Source organism: Enterococcus sp. DIV1368f (assembly GCF_051712245.1).
Lineage (GTDB): Bacteria > Bacillota > Bacilli > Lactobacillales > Enterococcaceae > Enterococcus > Enterococcus faecalis.
In genome coordinates this window covers 882177-906921 of sequence record NZ_JBIOON010000001.1, presented here as the reverse complement: position 1 = coordinate 906921, position 24745 = coordinate 882177, and the positions used below count along the sequence as shown (strand labels likewise).

Sequence of the window (24745 nt, the reverse complement as noted above, 5' to 3'; positions counted from 1 at the left end):
TCTATAATGAGAGAGGACTCGATTGATTATAGATGAGATAGGTGACGGAGAATGGCAATAGAAAAATATTTTCAAACAATAGATGGCAGTCAAATTTTTTATCAAATTTTTGGCAAAGAAACAAATTACCCCCTTGTGTTACTTCATGGTAATGGCAATGATCATACTTTTTTTAATTATCAAATTTCTTATTTCTCCAAGGAGTATCAAGTTATTGCGGTGGATACCCGCGGACATGGACGTTCCACCAATACACAAAGTCAATTAACTTTTCCGCTTTTGGCAGAAGATTTAGCTGGTATTATTCAACAAGAACACTTAACAAAAATTAATTTATTGGGCTTTAGTGACGGAGCAAATATTGCCATGGTTTTTACCCATTTATATCCTGATTTCGTCAACAAACTCGTCTTAAATTCTGGAAATGTCACCATGTCTGGTCTGAAAAAATATGTAACGATTGCCACTTATTTTCAATATTGGTTTTGTCGTATTGGCGCCTTTTTTTCAAAAAAATTGCGCGCACGGCTCCCTATCGTGGCTCTGTTATTTGAAGATACTGGACTGACAAAACAAGATTTAGAACACATCCCCTGTCCTACTCTTGTTATTACTGGCAGTCGAGATTTAATTGCGCTTTCCCATTCACGGGCGATTGCTGATGCCATTCCTGCTGGCAAATTGGTCTTGGTAAATAAACAGGGTCATTTATTTGCCAAAAACTCACCAGATATTTTTAATAAAACAATCGAAAAATTCTTAAAGGAAATGAAGGTGTCTAAATGAAACAAATTATTCATTGGATCAAAACGCATACAGGATTACTAAAAACACTGTTTGTTATTGCGGTCTCAATTATTGTTGTTGCCCAACTTTTATCAATTGGTAAAACGATCTCATTTGAACAGTTAAAACAGATTTTTGATGAGATTCCGCTATGGAAATTGTTATTGATGATGGTTATCGGTTTAGTTTCCGTTACTCCGATGCTAAATTATGACTTAACATTAAATCGCATTTTAAACTTGAAAGTCTCAAAACGGGAACTCCTTGAATCTAGCTGGATTGTCAATACAATCAATAATATTGGTGGATTCGGTGGTTTGGTCAGCATGGGACTTCGTTCTGAATTTTATGGAAATAAAACAGAGGAAAAGAAAATTTTACCTGCGTTAACCCATATTTTACTTTTTGTGTTATCCGGTCTATCTATTTATAGTATTCTTTGCTTTTTCCTTGTTCAGTTTGATCCAAAGATGGCTTATTTACAGCAATATTGGATTTGGTTATTAGGTGGCGGTCTTTATTTCCCATTACTTTATCTTATTTTACATTTCCAAAAAAATAGTTCCTTTGGTAACCTCGATGCAAAAAATCGCTTATCTTTAGTTGTTTCTTCGTTTTTAGAATGGACAGGTGTTTTAATTACCTTTATCAGTATTGGTTACTTATTAGATGTACCGATTCCTTTAATTGATATTGTTCCTTTATATGTAGCAGCTTCGATTATTGGGATTGCTTCGATGATTCCAGGGGCTTTAGGTAGTTTTGATGTCATGATGATTTTAGGACTAAGCAACTTAGGTGTTGATCGTGAAATTATTGTTTTGTGGTTATTGCTCTATCGTTTATTCTATTATATTATTCCTTTCTTAATTGGCTGTTTGTTCTTTACAAAACACTTAAGCCAAAAGTTGGATACTCATTATCGTCAACTGCTAAAACAAATTACTTTGGAAATTGCCCACAAGCTGGAAGTGGTTTTACTTTATTTTTCAGGAATCATGATGGTGCTCCTAGCCACTATTCCAGAAGCCTTCACTCAAGTGCATTGGTTAAGAGATATTAACCCCTTCCGTTCTCATATTATTATTCAAATTCCGAGTATTGTTTTAGGCTTTGCATTATTAATTATGGGACGTGGGATTGCTGATCGTGTTAAAAGAGCCTATTATCCAACGATTATTTTATTAATTGGTGCTATCTTGTATTCATTTGTTGTTGACTTTAGTATGTTTTCCATTTTCTATTTAGCTATTTTATTATTTATCGTTATTTTTTCAAAATCAGAATTGTACCGTGAACAACTGGTTTACTCTTGGGAGTGGATGACGATTGATGGGTTTATCTTTGGCTTGTTGACCTTGTTATACCTGGTAATTGGTGTTTATAATTTACCAAACTTCCCACACCATCGTCATCATTTTGTGGAATTTTTCTTGTTCCCTTCCGAACGGATCTGGTTGTCAGGATTTATCGCTATCCTCTTAGTTATGAGTTTTAACTTTCTATTTGTTCGCTACCTCCAAGGGAAAAAACACCAAGTGGGTGAGTTTCCAGAAGATAGTATCTTGCATAATATCTTAACAACTTATGGCGGGAATATTGACAGTGAACTTGTCTTTCTTCATGATAAACAGGTTTTCTTATATCCCAAAGAAGAACCGACTGTCTTTTTACAATTCAACACCATTAATAATAAATGCGTTGTGATGGGCAATCCTTCGGGGAACAAAGAAGATTTTCCTGCGGCGATCGATGCATTCCTTAAAGAAACAGATCGTTTCGGCTATGTCCCCGTCTTTTACGAAACCAATGAGGACAGCGTGATGTTGCTACACGAATACGGCTACGAATTTATCAAAATGGGCGAAGAAGCCTTAGTTAATCTAGAAACATTTACGATGTCTGGGAAAAAATTCAAAGGTACCCGCGCAGTGTTTAATAAAATTACCAAAGCCGGCTATTCATTTGACGTACTCCAACCTCCTTTTAGTGCCGAACAAATGCACGAATTAAAAGCTATTTCAGATAGTTGGTTAGACAATCGAAAAGAAAAAGGCTTTTCACTGGGATTTTTCGATGAAGCGTATCTTCAAAGAAACCCAATTGCTGTTGTCCGAAATGCTGAAGGAGAAATGGTCTCTTTCGCTAATATCATTCCTAGTTACACAAATGAAGTTGGTACCATCGACTTGATGCGTCACCATAAAGAAAAAGCCCCTTCTGGAAGTATGGATTTCCTATTTATTCATTTATTTGAATATATGAAAACAGAAAATATTCATTATTTCAATTTAGGGATGGCTCCGTTAGCTAACGTTGGTCAATCAAGAAAAAGTTTTATTCAAGAACGGATTGCTGCGTTAATTTATGAATTTGGTTCAGAAATTTACTCCTTCCAAGGATTACGCGAATACAAGGAAAAATTTGCTAGCAAATGGCAACCCCGCTATACACTTTATTCTAAAAGTAGTTGGATTGTCTACGTGATGATCGCTTTACTCATTGTCGATCAAAAAAATATTGACTAACAAAAAGAATCCCAATTAAGTATAAAAAGCTTGACAACTTCACTGAAATTTAGTGAGGTTGCCAAGCTTTTTAATTTCTTTCATCTAGTTTTTCTTTAATCAAAAAGGCTGTTTCTTCGACAGATTTTGCGGTTACATCAATTACTGGGATACCATACTTCGCAAAAATTTCTTCAGCATAAGCTAATTCTTGTTCAATCCGTTCAACATTGGTATAACTGGTCTCATTACCTAAACCTAAGGAAGCCAACCGACTGCTACGAATCTGTCCTAATGTTTCTGGCGAACAAACTAAACCAATCATTTTTTGTGGATCCATTTCTTCCAAAATTGGCGGCAATGGAACTTCTGGAATTAATGGTAAGTTAGAAACGCGGTAGCCTTGATTTGCTAAATACATACTGACTGGCGTTTTTGAGGTCCGCGAAACGCCTAACAACAATATATCAGAATCAAGAAACCCTTGAGGATTTTTGCCATCATCATATTTTACAGCAAATTCAATCGCTGAGATTTTATCAAAGTAAGCACGGTCTAGTTGATGGCGTCGTCCAGGCTCTTCAATAGGATCTACTCCGGCTTTCGCTTGAATTAATTCAAAAAATGGCGCCATTAAATCTAAATATAACAACCCTGTTCGTTCACTAAATTCTTTCGCCGCTGTGATTAGTTGTTTACTGACTAATGTACTGACAACTAAGGCTTTATCTTTTAAGGCATCTTTTAAAATCTCTAATAATTCTTCTTCTGTTGTGACAAAAGAAAAATTGTATCGATTAAGAAAAGAAATATCTGGATATTGTGCGCTTGCTGCAGCTAACAATTTTTGTGATGTTTCTCCAAGTGAATCGGAAATAGTATAAACAATGATCTCTTTTTTCATAATTAAGCTCCCTTATCTGTTTTGTGCGGCTTCTTTCGCTTGTTGCGTAATATAGGTTAAAATTTTCGTTTTCGTAATTTTTCCAATAACTTTTTTAGGATTTTCTTTTTCAACGACTGGCAAAGAATCCACTTCGTATTTTTGCAAAGTGTCAGCAGCTTCAAGAATAGTAAATTCTGGTGTGCAGGTTTTCACATGTGGCACTCTTGTCATACAAACAGCAACAGGTGTGCCATCAATATTTGTATTTAAAGAGGCCCGTAATAAATCTTTTCGTGACAAAACCCCTAATAATTCTTTTGCTTCATCCATGACATAAAGAGAACCGACATCATACATAAATAAGTTGGTAATCGCATCTCGAATTGAGGTGTCTTGGGCAACCATCAATGGTGGACTCATGATCTCCTGAACTTTTGTTTGAAAAACATCAAAAAAGAAAAAAGCCTCCATATTATCACTTTCGTAAGTATAACCAACTTTCGGACTTGCTTTTAAAATTCCTGAAAGTGTTAAAAAAGACAAATCAGAACGCAGTGTCGCACGTGAAACGGCTAGTATGTCCGAAATGCGTTCACCACTAACTGGCTGATGCTCTTTTACAACAGCGATAATTTGCTCTTGTCGTTTACTTAATTTCATCATTTCCTCCTCAATTCCTCTTAAACAAATTGTGCATTCGCTTACAATTATACACATATTTATTGTTTTTTCAACATATTTACAAGAAACTTTTTCTATTGACAAACTTATTTCCGTCTATTATGATGTTTATTGAACATATAAGACACATATTAAACGGAGGTCACGCATGAAAAAGTTTATTTATTCTTTTAACGAAACACACAATGAAGGTAAAGAGACTCTTGGTGGTAAAGGGGCGAACTTGGCAGAAATGACACGCTTAGGTTTGCCGATTCCGCAAGGATTCACGATTACAACCCGTTGCTGTATGGACTATTTGGCAGATGCTACTTTCTTTGAAGAACACTTACAATCAGAAATTTTGAAAGCGGTTAAAAACCTAGAAACTGAAACAGGCAAATCTTTTACCGCGGACAATGAGATTCTCTTAGTTTCTGTTCGCAGCGGTGCTGCCTTCTCGATGCCTGGTATGATGGATACTATTTTAAATTTAGGTTTAAATGATCAACGTGTGAAAAAATTTGCGACCTTAACCTCTCCTGGTTTTGCTTTTGATTGTTATCGCCGACTTATTCAAATGTTTGGAGACGTCGTCTATCACATTCCCAAAGAATTATTTGACCAACAAAAAGAGCGCTTGGAACAAGAGCTAAACAAAAAAATTACCGCTTTTCAAGAAGAAGATCATTTCGCCTTGATTGTCCGCTACCAAGAAGTTTTTGAACAACATCATGTGGTCTTCCCGCAAGACCCTGTCGCACAACTTTTTGAAGCAATCAAAGCTGTTTTTGATTCATGGAATAATCAACGTGCGGTGGTTTATCGAAACTTACATCATATTGCACATGATTTAGGTACAGCTGTCAACATTCAAGAAATGGTTTTCGGCAATCGTGGACTAGACAGTGGCACTGGCGTTGTTTTCACTAGAAATCCGGTCACAGGGGAAAATCAATTGTTTGGAGAATTTCTTTTGAACGCGCAAGGAGAAGATGTAGTGGCTGGTATTCGGACGCCAGAACCCATTCGTCGTTTACGTTTGACTATGCCAAAAGTTTATCAAGATTTTCGCCATTACGCAGAACTTTTAGAATATCATTATCGTGACATGCAAGATATTGAATTTACCATTGAAAATGAAAAATTATATATTTTACAAACAAGAAACGGGAAACGAACCGCCGCAGCTACGGTTAAAATTGCTTTAGACTTAGCCAAAGAAAATCGCATTACTAAACAAGAAGCACTGTTGCGTGTGACACCTGATACGATTGATCAATTAATTCATCCCGTGTTTGATCAAGAGAAACGACAACACATGGAACGCTTAGCTATGGGACTTCCTGCTAGTCCTGGTGCAGCAAGTGGCCAAATTGTTTTTACAGCAGAAAAAGCCAAAGAACTGACCAATCTAGGAAAGAAAGTCATTCTTGTTCGTCAAGAAACTTCACCAGAAGATATTGAAGGCATGGTTGTAAGCGAAGCAATTGTAACCAGTCGTGGCGGAATGACTTCTCATGCCGCCGTGGTCGCACGAGGAATGGGAACTTGCTGTGTGACTGGTTGCGAAAGTTTAACCGTCAATGAAGAAACCAAGCAACTACACTGCGGACCACAAGTCATTTTAGAAGGAACAATCATTTCCGTCGATGGCTCAACGGGGGAAATTTATCTTGGCGAAATTCCTACAATTTCTGCTGATAATAACGATGACCTTCAAGAGCTCTTGTCTTGGGCAGATGCGTATGCTGATTTAACTGTTCGTGCCAATGCAGAAACTACACAAGATTTAGAGACTGCTATCCGTTTTGGCGCAGCGGGGATTGGTTTAGCGCGAACAGAGCATATGTTTTTCGGTGAAGAGCGTGTCTTGGAAATGCGTCGCCTGATTTTAGCAGAGTCTGAAAAGGAAGCAACCTATGCGTTGGAGCAACTTCTTCATTTTCAACAGGAAGACTTTTATCAAATGCTGAAAGTAGTTCAAGACAAGCCCATGGTGGTCCGCTTGTTAGATCCGCCGATGCATGAGTTTTTACCTCATGAAAAGAATGATATTCAATTATTGGCGAAGCAACTACAACGGTTCCCAGTGACCATCGCCAAACAAATTGAACGGTTACAAGAAACCAATCCAATGTTGGGCCATCGTGGTTGTCGCTTAGGTGTAACCCAACCACAAATATACAAAATGCAAGTTACAGCCTTATTTACTAGTGCCATTCGATTAGTCAAAGAAGGAATTACTGTTTATCCAGAAGTGATGATTCCTCTAATCGCCGAAAAAGAAGAACTTCTCTATCTCAAACGCATTTTAAAAGAAACGATTGACGGTCTCTTTGAAGAACATAAAATGACTCCTTTCCCTTACGAAATCGGGACAATGATTGAACTACCTAGAGCTTGTCTGATTGCGGATCAGTTAGCAGAAGAAGCAGACTTTTTCAGCTTTGGAACAAATGATTTAACACAAATGACCTATGGTTTTTCTCGTGATGATATCGGTAAATTCATTAATACGTATCGGGAAAAGAAAATCATTACCCAAGATCCGTTTCAATCATTAGATCAAACAGGTGTTGGTCAACTGATTCAATTAGCTGTAGAGAAAGCGCGTCGTACTAAACCAAACATGAGTATTGGCGTATGTGGAGAAGTCGGTGGTGATCCGCAATCCATCACGTTTTTCCAAACACTTGGCCTAAACTACATCTCTTGCTCACCTTATCGGGTACCTATTGCGAAACTCGCAGCTGCCCAAGCCAAAATTTTAACCGAACCGGCTGTGACTGAAGAACAAATGGTCCTTCTTTAATTTAACGTGTGTAACAAATGATTCATCCTTACAAGATAAAAAGTGCTAGGAACATCAGTCGAAACGATTGATGTTCCTAGCACTAAATTTTAAGATCAATGATTGCACTCTGGTTATTTTCTTATAAACGCAGCATCTTTTGTCAAGGGGTCTGTTACATCTGATACATATCTTTCTACCTTCATATGCAAATCATATTTTTCTCTAAGTTCCGTAATACGGGTCATCATTGGAGAAGCGTGGTGTTTGTCTAATGCTTCCTGGTCTGTCCAACTATCAATCAGCAGAACTGTTTCTTCATCGTCCATTGGAAAAAAGTATTCATAGCAACTATTCCCTTTTTCTGCACGGATTGCCTCTACAATTCCGCTGGCAATCATTTCTTTGGCAAATTCTCTTGCACGTCCATTTGTCCCACTATAATAAATATTTATAGTAATCGCCATCTGTCTTCCCCCCTAAATTTACTTGCCTTTTTACGTTCCCGACTAAGGTTATTCAGTATTTTTCTGTGTTCTTCTGTGTTCGGAATCACTATAATATAGCAATTCTGTTTTGTAAAGAAAAACAGAATTCTAAAAGTTTTGGCACATTTTTTGGCACAAAAAAGAATAATACTATTCTATCCATTCATCATCAAAATATTCGTCTACAAATTCATCTATTGTTTCACAACGTTCTGTTTCTTCCTCAAATGGATTTTCTTCAGGTATGTGTTCTTCACTCCATTTGGTGAAATTATGAATCTGAATGTTTCTAATATCATAAAAATCGACCTCATTTTCTCCAATCAACACAACATCGAATTCTGCCATTCCACGAAATACACCAAAAACATGTGGTTTCACTCGGTCATATTCATCTAACGAATTCAATTGGATTTCTAAAACTTTATTTTGCTTAATAGAGCGATCTAAAAAATATTCTATTTGTCGCTGTGATTGCTGCGGCAGTCTATCAATATTGCGAGCATGATATTCATCAGTACTCTTTATTGCTTCAGTCAATTCGCCTAACGGAAACGCCGTTGGCCACTTTAATTCAAAAGGACGGTCAACATAATCATTGTAAGGTTTAAACTCTTTTTTAGTTCGTCTCGCCATCTGATACACTCTCCTATCAGAAACATTATACGAACGTTTGTTCTATTTTTCAACAAAAAAATATTCACATAACAAAAAACACACACCTCTCGTAAGAAAAAGAGGCAGGTGTTTTACTATGGACCATGATGGATTCGAACCATCGACCGAACGGTTATGAGCCGTTTGCTCTAACCAGCTGAGCTAAGTATTTTGTAAAAAAAATAAATGTAATAAAACTAGTAAGTCTATCTTAGCCCTATTTAATATCAATGATTATTTAACCAGTTGCTCTCTGGCTTCATTATTAATCTTGCATTACAATATGCCATTCCTGGCGTAAGTATCGTATTAATTCTATATGAATGTTGATGTTTTTCAATTGCTAAAGGAAGCGTTTCATTACCAAATTTCAAAGGAGCTAAGTACATTATTTTTTTATTGTAATATTGAGGAACAACAAGTCTATTATTTCTTAGTATTCTTTGTTTCATTTGTTCTGTTGAAGCATTTAGTATAGTGACTATCAATGAATGATCTAATTGTTGAAGACTTACTGGTAATCTATCATAATTATCTCTTACTATGTGATCCATATTATATAAAATTGTTAATTTAGTATCAAAATACATATCCTCTGGGTTGTCTTCAAAGTAGTCAATGTGAGATGGTAAATCTCCTCTCATGCTCTCTGGTATTTTATGGTCTGAACTTCTATAAAAACTTTCAAAAAACCACGGTTGTTCACCAGTCCTTTTGTTCTTTGTAAACAACATGAAAATTTCTTCACCATTAACAGTCAATAAGCCTGTATTCATAATACATTCATTTTCTTTAATCAACAACCTATCTTCATCAAAAGATTTTGAAAAAGTATGATGAATGTATTGAAACAAAACCCCATATTTTTTCTGTTTATCTTTAGAATTTGGATTTTCATAATACCAATCTTCTTTTTCTGCTAGTTGCTCGGCTAAAAAGATTAATTTGTTGTCAAAATTCCCCAACGCTGCAAAAGCTTTTAGAGGTGGGATATCTGCCATTTTATTATAGCCCATAATAATCACATCCTTATTTTAAAATATTTTTAAAATTATTTTATCACTTTTTACTAGACAATTTCAAATTTCTCATGTAGTATATTGTTAAAGACGAGGGTTACAAACTAAATTTATACGGAACGTATACTCAATCCTCAATATTACGTATCAACCTTACAAACTAAAATAAAAAAAGTAGTCAATTTATTTTGACTACTTTTTTATTTTCAAAAAACGACCAACTTATCTAGAAAAAGCGGTCTGCGTGAAAAAATAAGAGTTTAAATATGTACAAACGTTTTACAATATCTGTTTTTTGAGTTCAATAATTTTTATGTAAAAAGATGCCGCCTCATTGGGGAAAGGCGGCAAGAGGTAGTAATAAAATGAAAAATAAAATTGTTTGGTGAAGATATTTTACCGCTTTCTTTTTTTTATTTCAAGTTTTCATTTTACAAAACAATTGTATTTTATTTATAATTCGAATATACAATTATAAATAAACACCTACTAAACATACACAACTTGGGGAAGTATTGTGCGTCTTCAGTAGGTGTTTTCTATATACACAAGATTTAACTACTATGATAAATTCGAACCATCAACCGAATGGTCATTAGCCGTTTGCTCTAACCAACTGAGCTAATGGTCCTGAAAAGAGCCGCCTTGGGGACGGCGACTCGAGAGAAATTTAAATAAGTGTATCCTTATTTTATATTAAAGCTATTAATAATTCAATGTTTGACCAGGATAAATAAGATTTGGATTTGCTAATCCGTTTAATGCAGCTAAAGCTTGATAAGTAGTGCCGAGTTTGGCTGCAATACTAGATAAATTATCGCCGTATTTAACCGTGTAGACATTACTTGTTGCCGATCCATTGACTTTCAAAACTTGACCAGGATAAATAAGATTTGGATTAGCCAATCCATTTAATGCCGCCAACGTTTGATAGTCTGTTCCATATTGATAAGCAATACTTGATAATGTTTCGCCATATTTTACCACATGAGTCGCTTCTGGTTGTTTATCAGGAACAGTTGCCGCATCTGGCAATAATTCAATATCGCCTTTGCTGATCCATGACAAGATACCTTCAAGCAATACTCTGCTCTCAGTTACTTCTTGTACTTTATAGCTGTTTCCTTTTACCCATTGCGGAATAGCTTCGCCAGTTGCCCAAGCATCAACACTAAATTTCACTTTAACAGTGTCGCCCACTTTAACATCGGAACTTGGCGTATTTTCTACTTCTTCCCCTGCATCAATTGCTGGAGTTTCAGTTTCTGGTTTATTGGTATCTGTATAACCACTATCCGTAATTCCTGTTAAATCTACATTACCATCTAAACCACCTGCAATATAAGCGGATGTGAATTGCCAAATACCAATACCATCCATGCTTGGGAAATAAGCATACAATGGATATGGTGACACACCATCGATAGGATACGCAGCAATCCATAAAGAATTAGGAAACTCTTTGATGATTTGTTGATAGTTTACATGATTTAGTGTAAATGGCTTATAGCTGTAATACATTGGAGTATAGCCAGCCTGTTTGATTCTGCGCATACCGTACAAAATTGTCTCTGTATTTGCTGCTTTTTCGGCATCTGAACTTACATATCCTCCATATCCATCTGGAACACTAGCCAACGCTCCATGTTCAAAATCTAATGCAACGATGGAATTTTTAGGCGTTTGAATACGTGGCAAAAAGTAATCCATTGTTTTTTTCGCAATGTCCATGTTTCCCCAAGTGTCATACCAAATATAGGTATGCGCACGTTTACCTTGGGCAATAGCACTTGCCACTTGCGTTTTATAGGTATACTGCTCGTAAATACCACTAGCATTGTAGCCGCCAATTTGAGCGATAGCGAATTTATCATGCGCATAGCCAAAACGACCCTGTTCGCCTTGATAAATCGCCCAGTCAACGCCTTGGTCACCTTTTGCAGCAAATACATTTAAAGGCATAAAAAATAGAGCAACAAGCGCTCCTACTAAAATTTTCTTTTTCATTTTTACTTCTCCTTGTCTTTTAAATTATATGCTGACACACCTGTTACTACTCCTAAAAAAGTTGCTATGGCATTAATAGTTAAAACAGCCATATCGGTTTCTTGCCACCCATAAGCCTTACCTAACGTAGCTACTAAAACAGATCCCGCAGGAAGCACTGTTAGTACGCCCCATTTGATAATTTTATAGTACTTGTCTGGTAATATCATTTCTAAATCCCTCCTAAGTATTTCGTGATTAAATAAACAGCAACAGAAACCCCAATTCCTGCAATTGTTCGCCACGTCCACTTTTGATTCTCTTTTATTTCCGCAATATCGCCTTCATTGTTTTTGGCCATTGAGAGTGCTATATCTGCTTTCTCTCTTAATTGTTCATGATTATCCAACTTTGTTTCAATCCGTGCCAAACGATCGACGATTTCAATTAAAGGATCATCTTTCAAGTTATCGTCTCCATTCCTGTAACAAAAAACCGCCTAGCTTTTGCTAAACGGTTTTCCTGTCATTTTAGTAAATTCCTCTTCTGTAATACAACTAGGTACAAATTCTGCAACCTGCTCTGGAGTAAATAGCCCCCAGTCATACATCAGTTTAATGTCATCATATGAATACATTATTTTGCACCTCCGATTTGTTCTTTAATCGCATCAATTTCTTTTGAATTTTGAAGCGAAGTAAGCATAGTCTTTGAATTGATTTGAGCTAATGATTCTGCTTTAGCAGCTAGTTTTTCATTTGCTTGTTTTAAAGCAGTGTTATCTGCTTCTAATACTGCTGAAAGGTTTTCTAACAGATTTAATTTCTTCGAATAATCTTGCGTGACCGCTTCTTCCCATTTTCGTTCCGAGAAATTAAAGAATTGTGATTGTTCATTTGCTAAACCTTCAAGTGGTTTTTCTTCCACGTATGGTAAAGCAACGTTGTATGTGTCACTTACTTCTTGTGGTTCATAGCCCACAGGATACAAAACTTTATAAATAGTTTTCATCTATGTCATCTCCTGATTATAATCTGTTTTTAGCAATATAAGTGATTGTTCCCCAATACCACGTGTTTTTTGCGATGGTTGTTTGAGCTGATATTCTAACACCACTGACAAATTTAACAATTCCGCCACTCCCTACACTATTAATTAACGGAAATAGTTTGTCCGTGTTCGGTTGAAATTCTGCTGGTATTCCCCAAACAATCGTTTGATCTTTTGCAAAATCTTTATCGATTCGCGTTTGAATCGTAAATTGAACAGTTACAATGTCACCGTAACGTTCAAAAGTTACAGATCCACCTTGTAAAGAATCAAGATCAGTTGGCGTAAATGATTTATATTTTAATCCATTTTGAGTTAATACTGCGTTTCCTTTTGAAAGACATCCATCTTGAAAATCCTTAGTACCTAGAATAGTCTCATTTCCAACAGCCTTTACTAATTTACCTTCAATACCATCGATAGCATCTGCGTGTGTCTTCATATACTTTACAGTGCCATTTTCTTTTAACTGAACGATATCTGCCATTACACTTCCCCTACCTTTTCAAACGTAATTGCTGGCAATCCATCTAGTTTTGTTTTATCTTCTTTAGACATCAAGCCATTTTTTATTGAGGTTGCAACGTCTGTCGTTGTTGCGTTTTGTCCTGCTGGACCTTGTGGACCAACGTCTCCTTTATCTCCTTTTGGACCTTGTGGACCTGGGTCTCCCTTTTCGCCTTTTAATACTTCTGGTTTCCCTTCCACGGCATTCCAATGTGTTTGAGGAAATACCTGTATTCCTCCTTGTTTTAATTTAACAATGTCTGTCATTGTACTTCGCCTACTTTCTCAAACGTAATATCAGGTATTCTGTCAATGGCTTCTTGAACTTTTTGGTCGACATATTGTTGATTCACTCCGCCGCCATCGCCACCACCAGTTGCTGAAATAACACCATCTTCTGAAATAGAGATATTCGCTCCAGCGGTATAATTTTTCAACTCTTCCAATTTCGATTTTAGTTCATTGGTGAAATTTTGATCTGTTTGTTTTAGCGCAGACAACGTGCCGTCTTCTGCAATTTCTAACAGTTGGCCAACCTTTATTCCGCCCAGTTCGTCTGTGGTAGCGATTGGAAGAATATACACGCCTCCCTCGCCATTTGACAATCGTTGAAACATTTCAGAAGTGATAATACCGTCTGTTTCTTCTGTCGCATAAGGAAGTTCTGTCAGTGCATTTTCTAAGCCTAAATCTGCTTTAGTGATAATTACTGCCCCAGTATATCCATTAACAGATAACACTTTTGATTGACCCGCAATAATTTTTTCTAATCCTCGAACAGCAGATACATGTGTTATAGGATAAAACTGACGTTCTACGCCATTTTTATCGGTTTCCATCATTCGTTTTACTTTAACCACTTATTTCACCCACTTTTTCAAACACATAAGCGTTCTGTTTTGTATCATCAACTGTTGCGATAACCAATGCTCCATCGGTCACAGTATAATCAACTGTTCCAACAATTTCTGTTTCATGATTCAGCGAAAAAGCATCATCTTGTAAAATAACCAAGTCACTTATTTCGCCATATTCTAACGTAGACAAACGTTTTTCTAATTTCTGATACAAATAATCCATATCAGCCAATAAACGTTCAGAAATTGAATTATGGCGCACTCCTTGAATGTCTACACGTGCATCCATTAGCTCGGCTAACATTGTGCCGCCAGGATCAATCGTTTTTAAAATATCTTTGATTGATTCAAACCATGAAGTGAAATCTGTTTTTTGCGCATCTCGCCACGCTTCAAACTCTTCTTTTCTGGCGTTCATCCAATCAGTAAAATCGCCTTTGTTTTCATTGATAAAAGCGGTCATATCCGCTATTAAATCTTCAATTGACTGCCAGTATGACCCCATTTCACCTTCTGTTTTAGAAGCTGCTTTAATGACGAAATAAGAAAAATTCTGCGTTGAACCAATTAATTCTTCACCGTTATAAATCGTAAAATAAGCTTCTTGGCGATGTAACGACTGCATAGAATATTCATCAAAAGTGTACTGAATGATCCCACTACGCGCATCTACAACCGTTGCTGGCCGCTGAATAGGGTATTTATTACTGATTACAGATTCAAAAAATACCTTGCAATTAGTTAGATCTAATGGCAAAGCATTTTCTACGATATTTACTTCTAATTTTTCTGTATTCTTATTCCCCTGACGGACATTAATAATGCCTACATAGTTGTAAGGCTCGGTAGTGCTTAGTGTTGCTTGCCATTTAACCATAAAAAAATCCTCCTTTCACTATTTTGGTGGTATAACTATTGATTGGATAGAACCCTCAAAATAAAGACGGTCGTACTTTGCGACAATTTGGCCTTGCTCAGCATTCTGCTCTATGGTTTGAATACGTCCATTATCTAAGCCGTAAATCACGCCTGTGTGGCCATATGCGGGGTCTACTGTCCAACCAGTTCCCCATTGTCCACTTCGTCTAATATTGACGATAGCTCCAACGACTAAATCTTTATACGTAGGATTTGAGATTACTTTCCAACCGACTGCATTCCAATCATATGCTTCGCCAATATCTGCAGCAGCTGATGTATCACCAATGACATGTGACAATCCATAAATTGTACCTGCACCTAAACCACAGCCACCCATAAAGCCAGAATATTCGGCTGGTACTGCGTAACATTGGCCATTACCTAACCATTTTCCCATTAAGGTCTCTAAATGTTCAATTCCAGCTTTCCCTGTCGCAGTAGAAGCTTTCAAATCTTTGAATTTGTCATACCATGCTTGTGCATAGGTTTGTCTTTCTGGATGTGCTGCAGCTGGACGTTCAAAGTTTAATTCAAACGCATAAGCAGCTGTTTTAGGCGAGCTAACAACTTTAAATTCATCAACTGTTAATGGACTTACTTGTCCTAACCATTGCCCATTGAACATACACCAATTAATTAATTGTGCTTGAGCTAACGATGTTCTGTAGTCTTGTTTAATACCTGCAGCTGCGATTAAGCGTTGCACATATTCTCGGCCATTCCAAGTTGGTGCTCCAACCAATGGATATGCTGATCCGTCCCATTGGACCCAACCATAACCAGGACCTCCATTTTGTTCTGTATCTGGATTCATGTTTGGGCCAACTTCACCTTGCACATTTCCGAGGATACCTGCAGCAGCTGCTTTGCTGTATCCGTTAGCTAAAAGGTAACTCCATAAGTCCCAAGCAAATTTATCAGCATCACTTGTAACTTCAGATGGATAACCACCTGTACCAGCTCCAGAACCACCACCGCCATTTTGACCAGGGATAACTTCTTTGCCTTGTAAAAACATTTTATCTGCATATATCGTTGAAGGAGTGCCACCTTTACCGATAAAATAAAAATGATTTCCCAAATGAAACTGATTTTTACCAGATAAGACAAGTCCTGTATTTTTTTCGTTAGATAATCCAATTGTGTTATAAGAACTATCGCCTACTAGTAACAATGCTTTGCCATCTGTAACGACTGGATTTCCGTTAACATCGTTTAATTCAGGAAAAGGATTTCCTTTTGTTCCCATCGTACCAACATGACTATTGCCATTCCAGAACTCCGTACCTTTTTTGGTCAATTCCATTATTTTAGTTTTTCCATTCCATGCTTGTAAAGCACCATTGACTAAACGTAATATATCTCCGTAAGAGTTAAATGACGTTTCAAAAATATCAGATCTAATTTTACCAGCTCTGATAAAATCGGCATTTAAAATACCATCAATGGTCCAGGCGTTTCTAAATGGGCCTTTCCATCCAGTAGTTGAAAAACCGATACCTTGGTTATTAATAGCGATAACATTCTTTGCGGTATCTGTGGAATCTGTATCCATAAAATAAAGCGTATGTGGCCTATTTTTAGGATATTGAAGAATACTACCACCTTTCACGCCATTGATTAAATCGGTAATGTAATCAATAAAGTTACTCATGTAGTCTTTTTTAGTTAAGGTTTTAATTGCTTCTTGAAAATCTTGACTTTGCTGTTTATAAAAAGCAACTTGGATATCTCCAGCAGTAATCTTTATTGTTTTTTCTGCTAAAGCATCATAGACAATCCCTGTAACTTTCGTTTGAATGTCAATATCATAAAACTTGTGATAAACAGTGAACGTATCGAATAAATTATAGTTTCGCATTTTCGCAAATTCTTTTGCTTCTTCTGAATCTGTGAGTTTCTCAATTTCTAGTTCAATAGAAACTTTAGGCTTATCACTTCCTGGATATAATGTAGTGAAGTATTTACCTGCCACTTTATTTAAGCTGGATAAATCTTTTACTCCTTGATCTTCAGTGAACTGAACGTATTGAGCGTAAACATCTGGATATTTGTTGATATATTCGCTCTTAACCGCATTTCCATAAATCCGTTGAGAAGTTCCGTCTGCACCACTTTGAAGTTCTGCAAATGGTAAAACTTTAGTAACAATTGATTGCCAATCAAATTTAATGGTTAATCCTTTTAAATCTTTACCATAGCGAACAGTTCCAACGTTATCTCGTCCTCTACGTCTTAACAAAGATAATTTAAAAGGTTCTCGTTTGATTTCTCCACCCCAATATTGAAGCAAAGAACCTTGTTCACCAGCAATACAATTAAGTACGTTTCTAGCTTCGAATACCGTACTAGAAGCTGTGTTAATATCAGAATAAAGTTTGATATCGCATGGTTCGTCCATGTTCTGTTCGATTAATCTCATAGCTTCTGCACCATTACGATTATCAACTGTTACTAGCCTCACTTGTCTGTTTCCTAGTTTATAAGTACGAGATTGAGCATAAATGACAATACTATTAGTAAACGTATCTTTAAACGTTTGTTTGATCTCGAAAATGTGGTATTCTTCTAAGTCATTCGGCTTTGCTTTAATCTGATAGCCATTTTCAAAATAATCACTAAATCTGCTAATCGCTGGATAGTCCATTTCTAGTTCATATTTTCCGTTTGCTTCTTCAGTGATTTCGCAACGTGTCGCATCAATAAGACGTCCTAAGCCGTTTGTTGTAAAATCTTTTTCTCCAGGTTTAAAAATAACTGGAATCAAACTTTTCGCCTCCAATTAGGCTGAACTTTAAACTCTGTCACTTTTCCAGTCCAGCGAAAATTATTTTCTCCACTTTTTAAAATTGGGTAATCTTTGAAAAGTGTTTTATGATCCAAGATTTCAAACGCTCCACCTGATTTTCGATAAGCTTCTTGTTTTTCTGAATCAATAATGATATCTCCATCTATAGCTTTTAATGCATATTCCTGATTATTGATGAAAAAAGAAATATCCCCAGAACCCAAAATCTGAATAGTAGGTTCTGAAGGATATTTTTCTGTGTTTATTAATTGTTTAGGATTACTTGTCCAATATTGGCCAATACGATTTTTTTTGAAAGGTCGGATACTTACAGTAAACTCAAAAGGAATTAAAATCCCTGTTTTTCTTGTTCCTGTAAACTTTGGCGGACTTGTTACGATGGCTTGATAGATGTAATGTTCATCAAAATAGACGATAAAGTCTGAGTAGTTTCCCATATCGAGCCAGAACGAGATTTCATCTTCTAAGAAAGATACTTCTTGTAAATTTCTTGCTTTCGCATAGCATGTAATGGTGCGATCTACATTTTTATAATACTCAAAATCAACAGCTATTGAGTCATTACCCATTCGTTCTCTCAGCTCTACTACACGTCCCGCAGAAAGTCGTTCAGGTCTTTCTCTCATAAACACATTGAATTCAGAGCTATGTTTTCCATTAAGAAAAAACTGACCTCTTTTAAATTCCACCAAAAGCACCTCCTACTGCATCGCTATCTCTATTTTTGACGACTTGAATGTATTTAACTAATTTTTGAGCCATGCTCATTAATTGCTTATCATCTAATTCACCCATTGCTTGTAAATTAATGTTAAAGGTATCACCACCAAAGGTAGTCGTTGCATTGCTGTTGTTCTTATCCGATTTAGATGCTTGAGATTCCTGTTGACTAATATATCTACCTGTGACAGAAAAATCCGGTAATTCCGTTGGCAAATCAGTCATTTTTTTAACCGATTTATCCAAAGTTCCTTTTTCTTGGTCAATACCAGCAACGACACCCAACACGATATTTTTACCAATCATATCCCGCATCCATCTCGAAGGAGAAAATATTCTTAATTGCTTTTGAGTCCATTTTTTAATATTATCAGCCATATTAAACATTGTTTCTTTTAATTTATTAAACTTGTCTGTTATGCCATTAATAAGCCCTTGAATAATATTCTGACCAATTTCAAATAAATCAACATGTTTTAAATCTTCAAAAGTTTGTTTTACATTCGACACTGTATCACTAACACTTCTTGTGAGATTATTCCATGCATTTTTAGCACCTTGTACCAAGTTATTAAAGGTATTGATTGTTCCTTGCTTCAAATTTTCCCAACCGTTAATAGCACCATCTTTTATTCCTACCACAAGATCGACAATCCACTGTTTGAAATTGGTCCAGGTGTCTTTTGACCATTGAACAGTTGCATTAAATGTATCTACAGTGCCTTGTTTTAAATTATTCCAACCGTCAATCACACCATTTTTTATATTATCAATAGTAGTAAAAAACCAAATTTTCAGTCCTTCCCAGATATTAATTGTCGTTTGTTTAATATTTTCCCAAGTCTGAGCTGAAGTTTGTTTGATATTCTCCCATGTTTGGCTAAAGAAAGCGGTAATGTTAGTCCATATTTCGCCTGCTTTAGCTGATAGATCCGTCCATATGGTAATTATAGAGGTTTTCAATCCAATCCAAATGTTCAATACAGCCATTCTCATATTGAGCAAATAATTACTGATAATTGAAGTAATTGAATTCCATATTTCAGAAGCGGCTTCTGTAATATTGTTCCAAACAGCTATCATGTTTTCTTTTGCTTCTTCCCAACCACCAGTGATCATAGAGGTAACAAAAAGAATAGGAGCTAATATCACATTCTTCAATATAGTAAATAAATTCTCCCCTATATTCACAAGATTTTTCCATAAATTTTTCAAAAAGAAAGACATATGAAGAAAAGCATTTTTTACACCTGTAACTAAAGGACCGATATATTTCCAAACAAAATCAAATGCTGTTGTGAAAACATCTGATATTGATTTTCCAATACCCTTAAACCAATTTTTCGCATTATCAAAGCCATTTTCAAAACTTTTCCCAACGCTTTTAGCACTATCAGCAGCACCCTGCTTGATATTTTCCCATGTGTTTTTTGAGCCTTCTTTTGTTGAATCCCAAAGTCCACTAAAGAATTCTTTAGTACCATTCCATTTATTTTTAACCCAGTCGGCTGCATTTCCAGGTGCTTCTTTCATCCATGTACCAGCATTTGAAAAAGCTTCTTTTGTGCCATCCCACATATTGCTGAAGAATTCCATTGTCGAATCCCAAGCTTTTACAACTACATCAGCAGCGCTTGAAATGACCTCCTGGATGTTTTTCCAAATGTTTTTAACAGCATCTCTAAAACCTTCATTGGTTTTCCAAAGATAAATAAATCCTGTGACTAACCCTACAACCGCAGCTAGAATAGCGACAAAAGGATTTGCTAACATTGTTGAATTAAGTATCGCTTGCGCAATTGATAGTCCTTCCGTTGCTTTTTGCCAAGCTGTAAATGCTGCACTTACTTTTTTAGCAAGCATTAACGTCCCGATGCTACCCGCTAAACCCGCAAGTAGCGGTGCATAAGGCTTTAACGTATCATACAATGTTTTAACTGTTTTTATCATTGGCGGTATCATTTCCGCAAACTTAGATAAAGCAGCTTCCATCTTTGCCCCTTTATCAGCGATGATTTCACTAATACTTCCAAAGCCCGCACTTTTTAAGCCTTCGTCAATTTTAGTAACAACATTGGCAACGCCACGAACGATCGCAGTTTTCATGTTAGCTAAACCAGTTTTAATACCCGCGGTAGAATCTTTAGCGATCTGCTCTAATGATTTAAGGCCTCCACCGCCCTCTTTATTCAATTTTATTAGAGAATCTTGGAATTCTTCAACTGAAATTGAACCATCAGAGAGACCTTCTTTCATCTGACCAGCAGTTAACCCCATTTGTTTTGCTAATGCGTTTAAAGCTGGGCCCAAACCACTGTTGATCATTGAGTTCCACGTTTGCGCATCTACTTTACCATTCGAGAACGATTGGGACAGCTGGATAATAGCATTGTCTACCATCTCTGCAGACCCACCAAAGCCGAGGATACCATTATTTAAAGCTGCGAAAATCTGTTCTGATTTTCCTAAGTCATTTGTAGACGAAGCAATTAATTGAACACCTTTAATAGCGCCATCTAACGGTGTAGGCAACCCTTGGATACTCTTCTTTAAGCTATCCATTGTCTTTGATGTTTCACCAGCTGAAAAACCCATATTTTCAAATACACGGTTTGCATTATTTAACGTATCCACACGATTAATGGCCCCATCGATATTACTAGTGATCAACCCAATACCTTTAGAGATAATTTTAGTTGCTCCGCTGGCTAAAAAGTTACCGACAAATGACGTCCATATGCTCCCAAGAGAGCGGCCGCCTTTTTGTCCTGTTCTGTCAACCTCTCCATCAAAACCTTGCAACTTTTTTACTGCCGAATTTAGACCTTGGGAGAATCCTGATTCATCTAGTATCATTTTTAAGACTAAGTCTTCATTGTTCAATAAGTACCCCCTCCCTTCTTAGAACATTGTGTGTTCATCAAGGAATTTAAGTTCTTCAAATTCTTTAACAGCATCTCTGAACGCATAAAGCTTCATAAGTTCTTTCAAGTCTGTATTCTCAATTTCGTTTAGTGTCCACCCATTTTCAAGCAACGCAATTTTTAATTCTGCTTCTCGGTACTGTGGACTAAATTTAAAATGAGGATGATAAAGGAGATCTGTTACTTTTTTTTCTGGTCAGAATAAACGGCATCATAACCGCTAGAGACAGACCCTAATAGTTGACCCGTAATTTTTAAGATTTCACGTGCATCCATTCCGTCAAGAAATTCTTGGCCCGTAAATTGACCTTCAAAAATAACTTTTGCGATAAAGTCATAACATTTACGCAAAACAGGCCGAATTTCCTCCATGTCGTTTGTTTTTACAATTTCTTCTAGCTCTACTTGTAATTCCGTTGCATCTTCCATAACAGATCCTGGTAACATTTCAGCAGATTTAAATTGTTTAGTGGTGAAATTGCCTTCTTCATCTTTCAAATAAAGTTTAATTGTCGTTTGTAATTTGCTTGCCATTTTTTAATTCCTCCATTTAAATAGGACGACACTTGGCCGTCCTTAAATTTTATTATGCATTAACTGTTACGCTGCATTCAGCTGTATGGTTGCCATCTTCAGTAGTGACAACAATATTTGTGGTTCCTGCTGCTACTGCTGTAACTTTTCCTTGCACAGGTGTTACTGTTGCAATTGAAGTATCATTTGATTTGAATGAATAGTTTTTGTTTGTTGCGTTTTCAGGTGCGATTGTTGGCGTTAGAGTTGCAGTTTCACCAACCGTTAGAACTAATTCCGTTTTATCTAAAGTTACACCACTGACAGGATTTGTAGACTCTTCACGTGGATTAGTAACCTTAGTAAACCAATTTTTGATCATATCTAAGTCAACACCATCATCGTCTTCATCGACTGAATACATGTATCCGACACCAGGCACATCAACAAATGAACCTGTCCATTCTGGATGAGTGTAAGATACTGAACTACCTTCTAGAGTTGATGATTCATCAGAAGTCAATGCAAATTTTCCTTTATAAAAAATTGTGTAGCGATATTTACCATTTGATTTACGACGGCGATAAGCAAATGCTCCATCTGGTGCAATATCATCTGCGGATCGTAAAACACCGCCTTTCAATTTTTCACCACCCGTAATTTCAGCTAAAACTTCATTCTGGTATCCATTTGTTTCCAAAGTAACTTCTGCACCGCCAAATGCAACGTACTGATCTTGAACTACACTATCGCCATAGTCAGGCGTTGTTTCTGTTGTAACATCTGGTTTAATACTTACTGCAGTCCCGATTGTTGTTGGCTCTCCGTAGATTGGGAAAGTACCTGTGTCATCTGTTAGTGGGAACCAGGTTGGTTTCTCCACAGAAATGACACTTACATTTTTTTTAACTGCCATCTATTCTTCACTCCATTCGATTAATTGAGGAAAAGCAACATTAAAATTAACATGTTGAATTCCATCTGTTTTAAATGTCTGATAATCTTCCGAAAACAATTCATTTCCATCTAATTTCAAGACATTAAAAAAAGCCCCGCAGTCTTCTGTTAGGCTTGTTACTAATTGTTTATTTTTCTTGCTATCAACTAACGCGATATCAACGTTATATGCTTTATTCTGAACGTTTTGACCAACGTTATCAGTCATACTTTCCTCTATGCTCAAAACAAAATAAAACGGCTCTGACGACTGCATAACGTCATTTAAATAGATAGGTGCAGTAGAGAACTGTTTTATTGTGCTAGTAAGCATTTTTAAAATTTTGTCGTACATACACCTATCCTTTCTTAGCAATAACAATTGCCATTTGTTTAAATCGTTTTGGGATATACGTTGCATGAGCTAATTTATAAGACTTTTGCAACATGAATCGCCCTTTTACAAATCCACCATTCTTCGTTCTGTGTCCGTCATTAACATATTTGAAATATTTTTCATTGTTAATTAAGGCGCCAACGATTCTACCACTTGATGTTTTTCTAGCTTTAATGATTCTGTATCCACGTCTTAAATCACCTGTTTTAATCGGCGTAATAGGTACAATTAACTGATAAATCTTCGCTAACGAATCATTGACCATCGCAATACCTTCTTTTTCAGCAATTGGTGTCATTTTCTTCAAGTTTGCAATAACTTTGTCAGCATTCGAGGTCATTCTAAAATCACTTTTACTCATCGATTGCACTTCCTGTCAATGTCACTTCGATGTGACTTGGATAGTTAAAGGGTTTCTTTGCAAATAAAATATGCTTTTGACCTGTACTTTGAATGACCGTGATTCTGTCGGCCTTTTTCACATCTACATCAGGCATTAAAAACAATTTTTGATCTTCGTAAGTGATATTAAAGGTCCCTTTGTTTTCAACAACTGGTAAGCTACCAGCGCTACCCAAGTCACTTTGGGAAAGCGCACACTTTAACTTCCCATCATGAATTGGTGAATAACCTTGTTCCGTAATACCTGTTTCAGGATTTTCAATATCGCTCATTCTTTCGATGATACACGAATCAAGATATGTCATCGCTAAAATATCTGCTTCATTCAATAGAAAAACACCCCACTATCACAGCCAATTAAACGTTTTATAGTGTCGCTGTAATTACCTAGCAACGCTGTTATACTCTGCTGCGTAGTTGCATAGCTAATAGATGTATCACCGCGCTTAATGCTAGTAACAGCTTGTTCAGTTTCGCTTTTAAGTGATTGATACAAAATCTCTGTGATTAACGAATTAAATAACGTCCAATCAATTTCAATCTTGCACGTGTTATATGAACTGATTTCTAAAAGAACAAGGTCTAAGACAGACGAAATACGTTCTTTTGCAACGTTTGGCAACATCGTTTGAATCAATTCAATTATTTTTTGTTTTTGTTCATCTGTCATATAATCACCTAAATTTCTGTTAAATCTGCAGCTTCTTCTAAAATTGCAATAGCTTTTTTATCAGAAACACTCACTTCGATTTTTCCGTCAACTGCTGTAATAAATTTGCGTGTTTCAGGATGAACAAAACCAACGAAATTTTTATTTTTTAAAACTTTGAATGTTTTTGTTGCAGGTTTCACTTCTTCAGTTACTTCTTTTGTCTCTTCGATTACTTCTTCTTTGACCTCTGACTTTTTAACCATAATTATTCTCC

At 36.3% G+C, this 24745-nt stretch carries 27 protein-coding genes and 1 tRNA gene; 3 read left to right on the top strand and 25 right to left on the bottom strand.

The annotated features are described in order from the left end of the window. The first annotated feature begins 51 nt into the window (after positions 1-51). Complete coding sequence (locus IGL07_RS04680) at positions 52-786, top strand: alpha/beta fold hydrolase (RefSeq protein ID WP_002358908.1); 735 nt, start codon at positions 52-54, stop codon at positions 784-786. Then, the gene (mprF, locus tag IGL07_RS04675) at positions 783-3314 is read left to right on the top strand and encodes a bifunctional lysylphosphatidylglycerol flippase/synthetase MprF (RefSeq protein ID WP_002358907.1); all 2532 of its coding nucleotides are present in this window, start codon (positions 783-785) and stop codon (positions 3312-3314) included. Before IGL07_RS04680 ends, mprF begins: the two co-directional genes overlap by 4 nt. Positions 3315-3384: 70 nt before the next feature. On the opposite strand, the gene IGL07_RS04670 is transcribed toward mprF, so the two are convergent. Next, positions 3385-4197: a pyruvate, water dikinase regulatory protein gene (locus tag IGL07_RS04670; protein ID WP_002355927.1), complete on the bottom strand. Its 813-nt coding sequence runs from the start codon at positions 4195-4197 to the stop codon at positions 3385-3387. 12 nt (positions 4198-4209) lie between these two features. Next, positions 4210-4839, bottom strand: coding sequence for a helix-turn-helix transcriptional regulator (locus IGL07_RS04665; RefSeq protein WP_002355926.1), 630 nt, complete (start codon positions 4837-4839; stop codon positions 4210-4212). Positions 4840-5008: 169 nt separating this feature from the next. On the opposite strand from IGL07_RS04665, the gene ppdK reads away from it, so the two are divergent. After that, on the top strand, positions 5009-7654 hold the full coding sequence (gene ppdK / locus IGL07_RS04660; RefSeq protein WP_010817136.1) for a pyruvate, phosphate dikinase: 2646 nt from the start codon (positions 5009-5011) through the stop codon (positions 7652-7654). Positions 7655-7767: 113 nt separating this feature from the next. Here the strand turns inward: ppdK and IGL07_RS04655 are convergent, their stop codons facing one another. The 23 genes from IGL07_RS04655 to IGL07_RS04545 form a co-directional block, all read right to left on the bottom strand. Then, positions 7768-8100 carry a putative quinol monooxygenase gene (locus IGL07_RS04655; RefSeq protein ID WP_010817135.1) on the bottom strand — a complete coding sequence of 111 codons (333 nt, stop codon included), beginning with the start codon at positions 8098-8100 and terminating at the stop codon, positions 7768-7770. A gap of 171 nt (positions 8101-8271) precedes the next feature. After that, positions 8272-8757 carry a hypothetical protein gene (locus tag IGL07_RS04650; RefSeq protein WP_104670715.1) on the bottom strand — a complete coding sequence of 162 codons (486 nt, stop codon included), beginning with the start codon at positions 8755-8757 and terminating at the stop codon, positions 8272-8274. A gap of 119 nt (positions 8758-8876) precedes the next feature. Next, positions 8877-8945: transfer RNA gene (locus tag IGL07_RS04645), tRNA-Ile, on the bottom strand. A 60-nt stretch (positions 8946-9005) separates the two neighbouring features. After that, positions 9006-9794 (bottom strand): DUF3825 domain-containing protein, encoded by a 789-nt coding sequence (locus tag IGL07_RS04640; RefSeq protein ID WP_126263086.1) that lies wholly within the window; start codon positions 9792-9794, stop codon positions 9006-9008. A gap of 708 nt (positions 9795-10502) precedes the next feature. Beyond that, a complete protein-coding gene (locus IGL07_RS04635; RefSeq protein ID WP_126263087.1) occupies positions 10503-11804 on the bottom strand; it encodes a LysM peptidoglycan-binding domain-containing protein in 1302 nt (433 codons plus the stop codon). Positions 11805-11806: 2 nt separating this feature from the next. Beyond that, complete coding sequence (locus IGL07_RS04630; protein ID WP_010784051.1) at positions 11807-12013, bottom strand: phage holin; 207 nt, start codon at positions 12011-12013, stop codon at positions 11807-11809. Positions 12014-12015: 2 nt separating this feature from the next. Then, on the bottom strand, positions 12016-12249 hold the full coding sequence (locus IGL07_RS04625) for a hemolysin XhlA family protein (RefSeq protein ID WP_002383824.1): 234 nt from the start codon (positions 12247-12249) through the stop codon (positions 12016-12018). Positions 12250-12282: 33 nt separating this feature from the next. Further along, positions 12283-12420, bottom strand: coding sequence for an XkdX family protein (locus IGL07_RS04620; protein ID WP_002399193.1), 138 nt, complete (start codon positions 12418-12420; stop codon positions 12283-12285). After that, complete coding sequence (locus IGL07_RS04615; protein WP_002402192.1) at positions 12420-12794, bottom strand: hypothetical protein; 375 nt, start codon at positions 12792-12794, stop codon at positions 12420-12422. The genes IGL07_RS04620 and IGL07_RS04615 overlap by 1 nt, the downstream gene beginning before the upstream one ends. A gap of 16 nt (positions 12795-12810) precedes the next feature. Further along, positions 12811-13320: a hypothetical protein gene (locus IGL07_RS04610; protein ID WP_010716870.1), complete on the bottom strand. Its 510-nt coding sequence runs from the start codon at positions 13318-13320 to the stop codon at positions 12811-12813. Next, positions 13320-13607, bottom strand: coding sequence for a collagen-like protein (locus IGL07_RS04605; protein ID WP_002365086.1), 288 nt, complete (start codon positions 13605-13607; stop codon positions 13320-13322). The genes IGL07_RS04610 and IGL07_RS04605 overlap by 1 nt, the downstream gene beginning before the upstream one ends. Next, positions 13604-14200 (bottom strand): hypothetical protein, encoded by a 597-nt coding sequence (locus IGL07_RS04600; RefSeq protein ID WP_025192304.1) that lies wholly within the window; start codon positions 14198-14200, stop codon positions 13604-13606. Before IGL07_RS04600 ends, IGL07_RS04605 begins: the two co-directional genes overlap by 4 nt. Then, the gene (locus IGL07_RS04595) at positions 14193-15074 is read right to left on the bottom strand and encodes a phage baseplate upper protein (RefSeq protein ID WP_128437513.1); all 882 of its coding nucleotides are present in this window, start codon (positions 15072-15074) and stop codon (positions 14193-14195) included. Before IGL07_RS04595 ends, IGL07_RS04600 begins: the two co-directional genes overlap by 8 nt. 18 nt (positions 15075-15092) lie before the next feature. Further along, positions 15093-17900 carry a phage tail spike protein gene (locus IGL07_RS04590; protein WP_438747263.1) on the bottom strand — a complete coding sequence of 936 codons (2808 nt, stop codon included), beginning with the start codon at positions 17898-17900 and terminating at the stop codon, positions 15093-15095. Next, complete coding sequence (locus tag IGL07_RS04585) at positions 17882-18616, bottom strand: tail protein (RefSeq protein ID WP_002372015.1); 735 nt, start codon at positions 18614-18616, stop codon at positions 17882-17884. The genes IGL07_RS04590 and IGL07_RS04585 overlap by 19 nt, the downstream gene beginning before the upstream one ends. Next, on the bottom strand, positions 18606-21503 hold the full coding sequence (locus IGL07_RS04580) for a tape measure protein (RefSeq protein WP_438747458.1): 2898 nt from the start codon (positions 21501-21503) through the stop codon (positions 18606-18608). Before IGL07_RS04580 ends, IGL07_RS04585 begins: the two co-directional genes overlap by 11 nt. A 248-nt stretch (positions 21504-21751) precedes the next feature. Continuing rightward, complete coding sequence (gene gpG, locus IGL07_RS04575) at positions 21752-22105, bottom strand: phage tail assembly chaperone G (RefSeq protein WP_002364485.1); 354 nt, start codon at positions 22103-22105, stop codon at positions 21752-21754. Positions 22106-22157: 52 nt separating this feature from the next. Continuing rightward, entirely contained in the window at positions 22158-23000 is an 843-nt protein-coding gene (locus IGL07_RS04570; protein ID WP_202578087.1) for a major tail protein, read from the bottom strand. Continuing rightward, positions 23001-23354 (bottom strand): phage tail terminator family protein, encoded by a 354-nt coding sequence (locus IGL07_RS04565; protein WP_333558529.1) that lies wholly within the window; start codon positions 23352-23354, stop codon positions 23001-23003. Between the two features lie 25 nt (positions 23355-23379). Continuing rightward, positions 23380-23778, bottom strand: coding sequence for an HK97 gp10 family phage protein (locus IGL07_RS04560; protein WP_002402415.1), 399 nt, complete (start codon positions 23776-23778; stop codon positions 23380-23382). After that, positions 23771-24148, bottom strand: coding sequence for a hypothetical protein (locus IGL07_RS04555; protein ID WP_202578086.1), 378 nt, complete (start codon positions 24146-24148; stop codon positions 23771-23773). The genes IGL07_RS04560 and IGL07_RS04555 overlap by 8 nt, the downstream gene beginning before the upstream one ends. Next, positions 24145-24489, bottom strand: a complete 345-nt coding sequence (locus IGL07_RS04550) for a hypothetical protein (protein WP_113825998.1) — start codon at positions 24487-24489, stop codon at positions 24145-24147. The genes IGL07_RS04555 and IGL07_RS04550 overlap by 4 nt, the downstream gene beginning before the upstream one ends. Before the next feature lie 8 nt (positions 24490-24497). After that, positions 24498-24734, bottom strand: coding sequence for a hypothetical protein (locus IGL07_RS04545; RefSeq protein WP_002402418.1), 237 nt, complete (start codon positions 24732-24734; stop codon positions 24498-24500). Between the last annotated feature and the right edge of the window lie 11 nt (positions 24735-24745).

Coding starts and splice junctions, on each gene's coding strand:
- IGL07_RS04680 (WP_002358908.1), top strand. CDS start 52: ATGGCAATAGAAAAATATTTTCAAACAATAGATGGCAGTCAAATTTTT.
- mprF (WP_002358907.1), top strand. CDS start 783: ATGAAACAAATTATTCATTGGATCAAAACGCATACAGGATTACTAAAA.
- IGL07_RS04670 (WP_002355927.1), bottom strand. CDS start 4,197: ATGAAAAAAGAGATCATTGTTTATACTATTTCCGATTCACTTGGAGAA.
- IGL07_RS04665 (WP_002355926.1), bottom strand. CDS start 4,839: ATGAAATTAAGTAAACGACAAGAGCAAATTATCGCTGTTGTAAAAGAG.
- ppdK (WP_010817136.1), top strand. CDS start 5,009: ATGAAAAAGTTTATTTATTCTTTTAACGAAACACACAATGAAGGTAAA.
- IGL07_RS04655 (WP_010817135.1), bottom strand. CDS start 8,100: ATGGCGATTACTATAAATATTTATTATAGTGGGACAAATGGACGTGCA.
- IGL07_RS04650 (WP_104670715.1), bottom strand. CDS start 8,757: ATGGCGAGACGAACTAAAAAAGAGTTTAAACCTTACAATGATTATGTT.
- IGL07_RS04640 (WP_126263086.1), bottom strand. CDS start 9,794: ATGGGCTATAATAAAATGGCAGATATCCCACCTCTAAAAGCTTTTGCA.
- IGL07_RS04635 (WP_126263087.1), bottom strand. CDS start 11,804: ATGAAAAAGAAAATTTTAGTAGGAGCGCTTGTTGCTCTATTTTTTATG.
- IGL07_RS04630 (WP_010784051.1), bottom strand. CDS start 12,013: ATGATATTACCAGACAAGTACTATAAAATTATCAAATGGGGCGTACTA.
- IGL07_RS04620 (WP_002399193.1), bottom strand. CDS start 12,420: ATGTATTCATATGATGACATTAAACTGATGTATGACTGGGGGCTATTT.
- IGL07_RS04615 (WP_002402192.1), bottom strand. CDS start 12,794: ATGAAAACTATTTATAAAGTTTTGTATCCTGTGGGCTATGAACCACAA.
- IGL07_RS04610 (WP_010716870.1), bottom strand. CDS start 13,320: ATGGCAGATATCGTTCAGTTAAAAGAAAATGGCACTGTAAAGTATATG.
- IGL07_RS04605 (WP_002365086.1), bottom strand. CDS start 13,607: ATGACAGACATTGTTAAATTAAAACAAGGAGGAATACAGGTATTTCCT.
- IGL07_RS04595 (WP_128437513.1), bottom strand. CDS start 15,074: ATGGTTAAATGGCAAGCAACACTAAGCACTACCGAGCCTTACAACTAT.
- IGL07_RS04580 (WP_438747458.1), bottom strand. CDS start 21,503: ATGATACTAGATGAATCAGGATTCTCCCAAGGTCTAAATTCGGCAGTA.
- gpG (WP_002364485.1), bottom strand. CDS start 22,105: ATGGCAAGCAAATTACAAACGACAATTAAACTTTATTTGAAAGATGAA.
- IGL07_RS04570 (WP_202578087.1), bottom strand. CDS start 23,000: ATGGCAGTTAAAAAAAATGTAAGTGTCATTTCTGTGGAGAAACCAACC.
- IGL07_RS04565 (WP_333558529.1), bottom strand. CDS start 23,354: ATGCTTACTAGCACAATAAAACAGTTCTCTACTGCACCTATCTATTTA.
- IGL07_RS04560 (WP_002402415.1), bottom strand. CDS start 23,778: ATGAGTAAAAGTGATTTTAGAATGACCTCGAATGCTGACAAAGTTATT.
- IGL07_RS04550 (WP_113825998.1), bottom strand. CDS start 24,489: ATGACAGATGAACAAAAACAAAAAATAATTGAATTGATTCAAACGATG.
- IGL07_RS04545 (WP_002402418.1), bottom strand. CDS start 24,734: ATGGTTAAAAAGTCAGAGGTCAAAGAAGAAGTAATCGAAGAGACAAAA.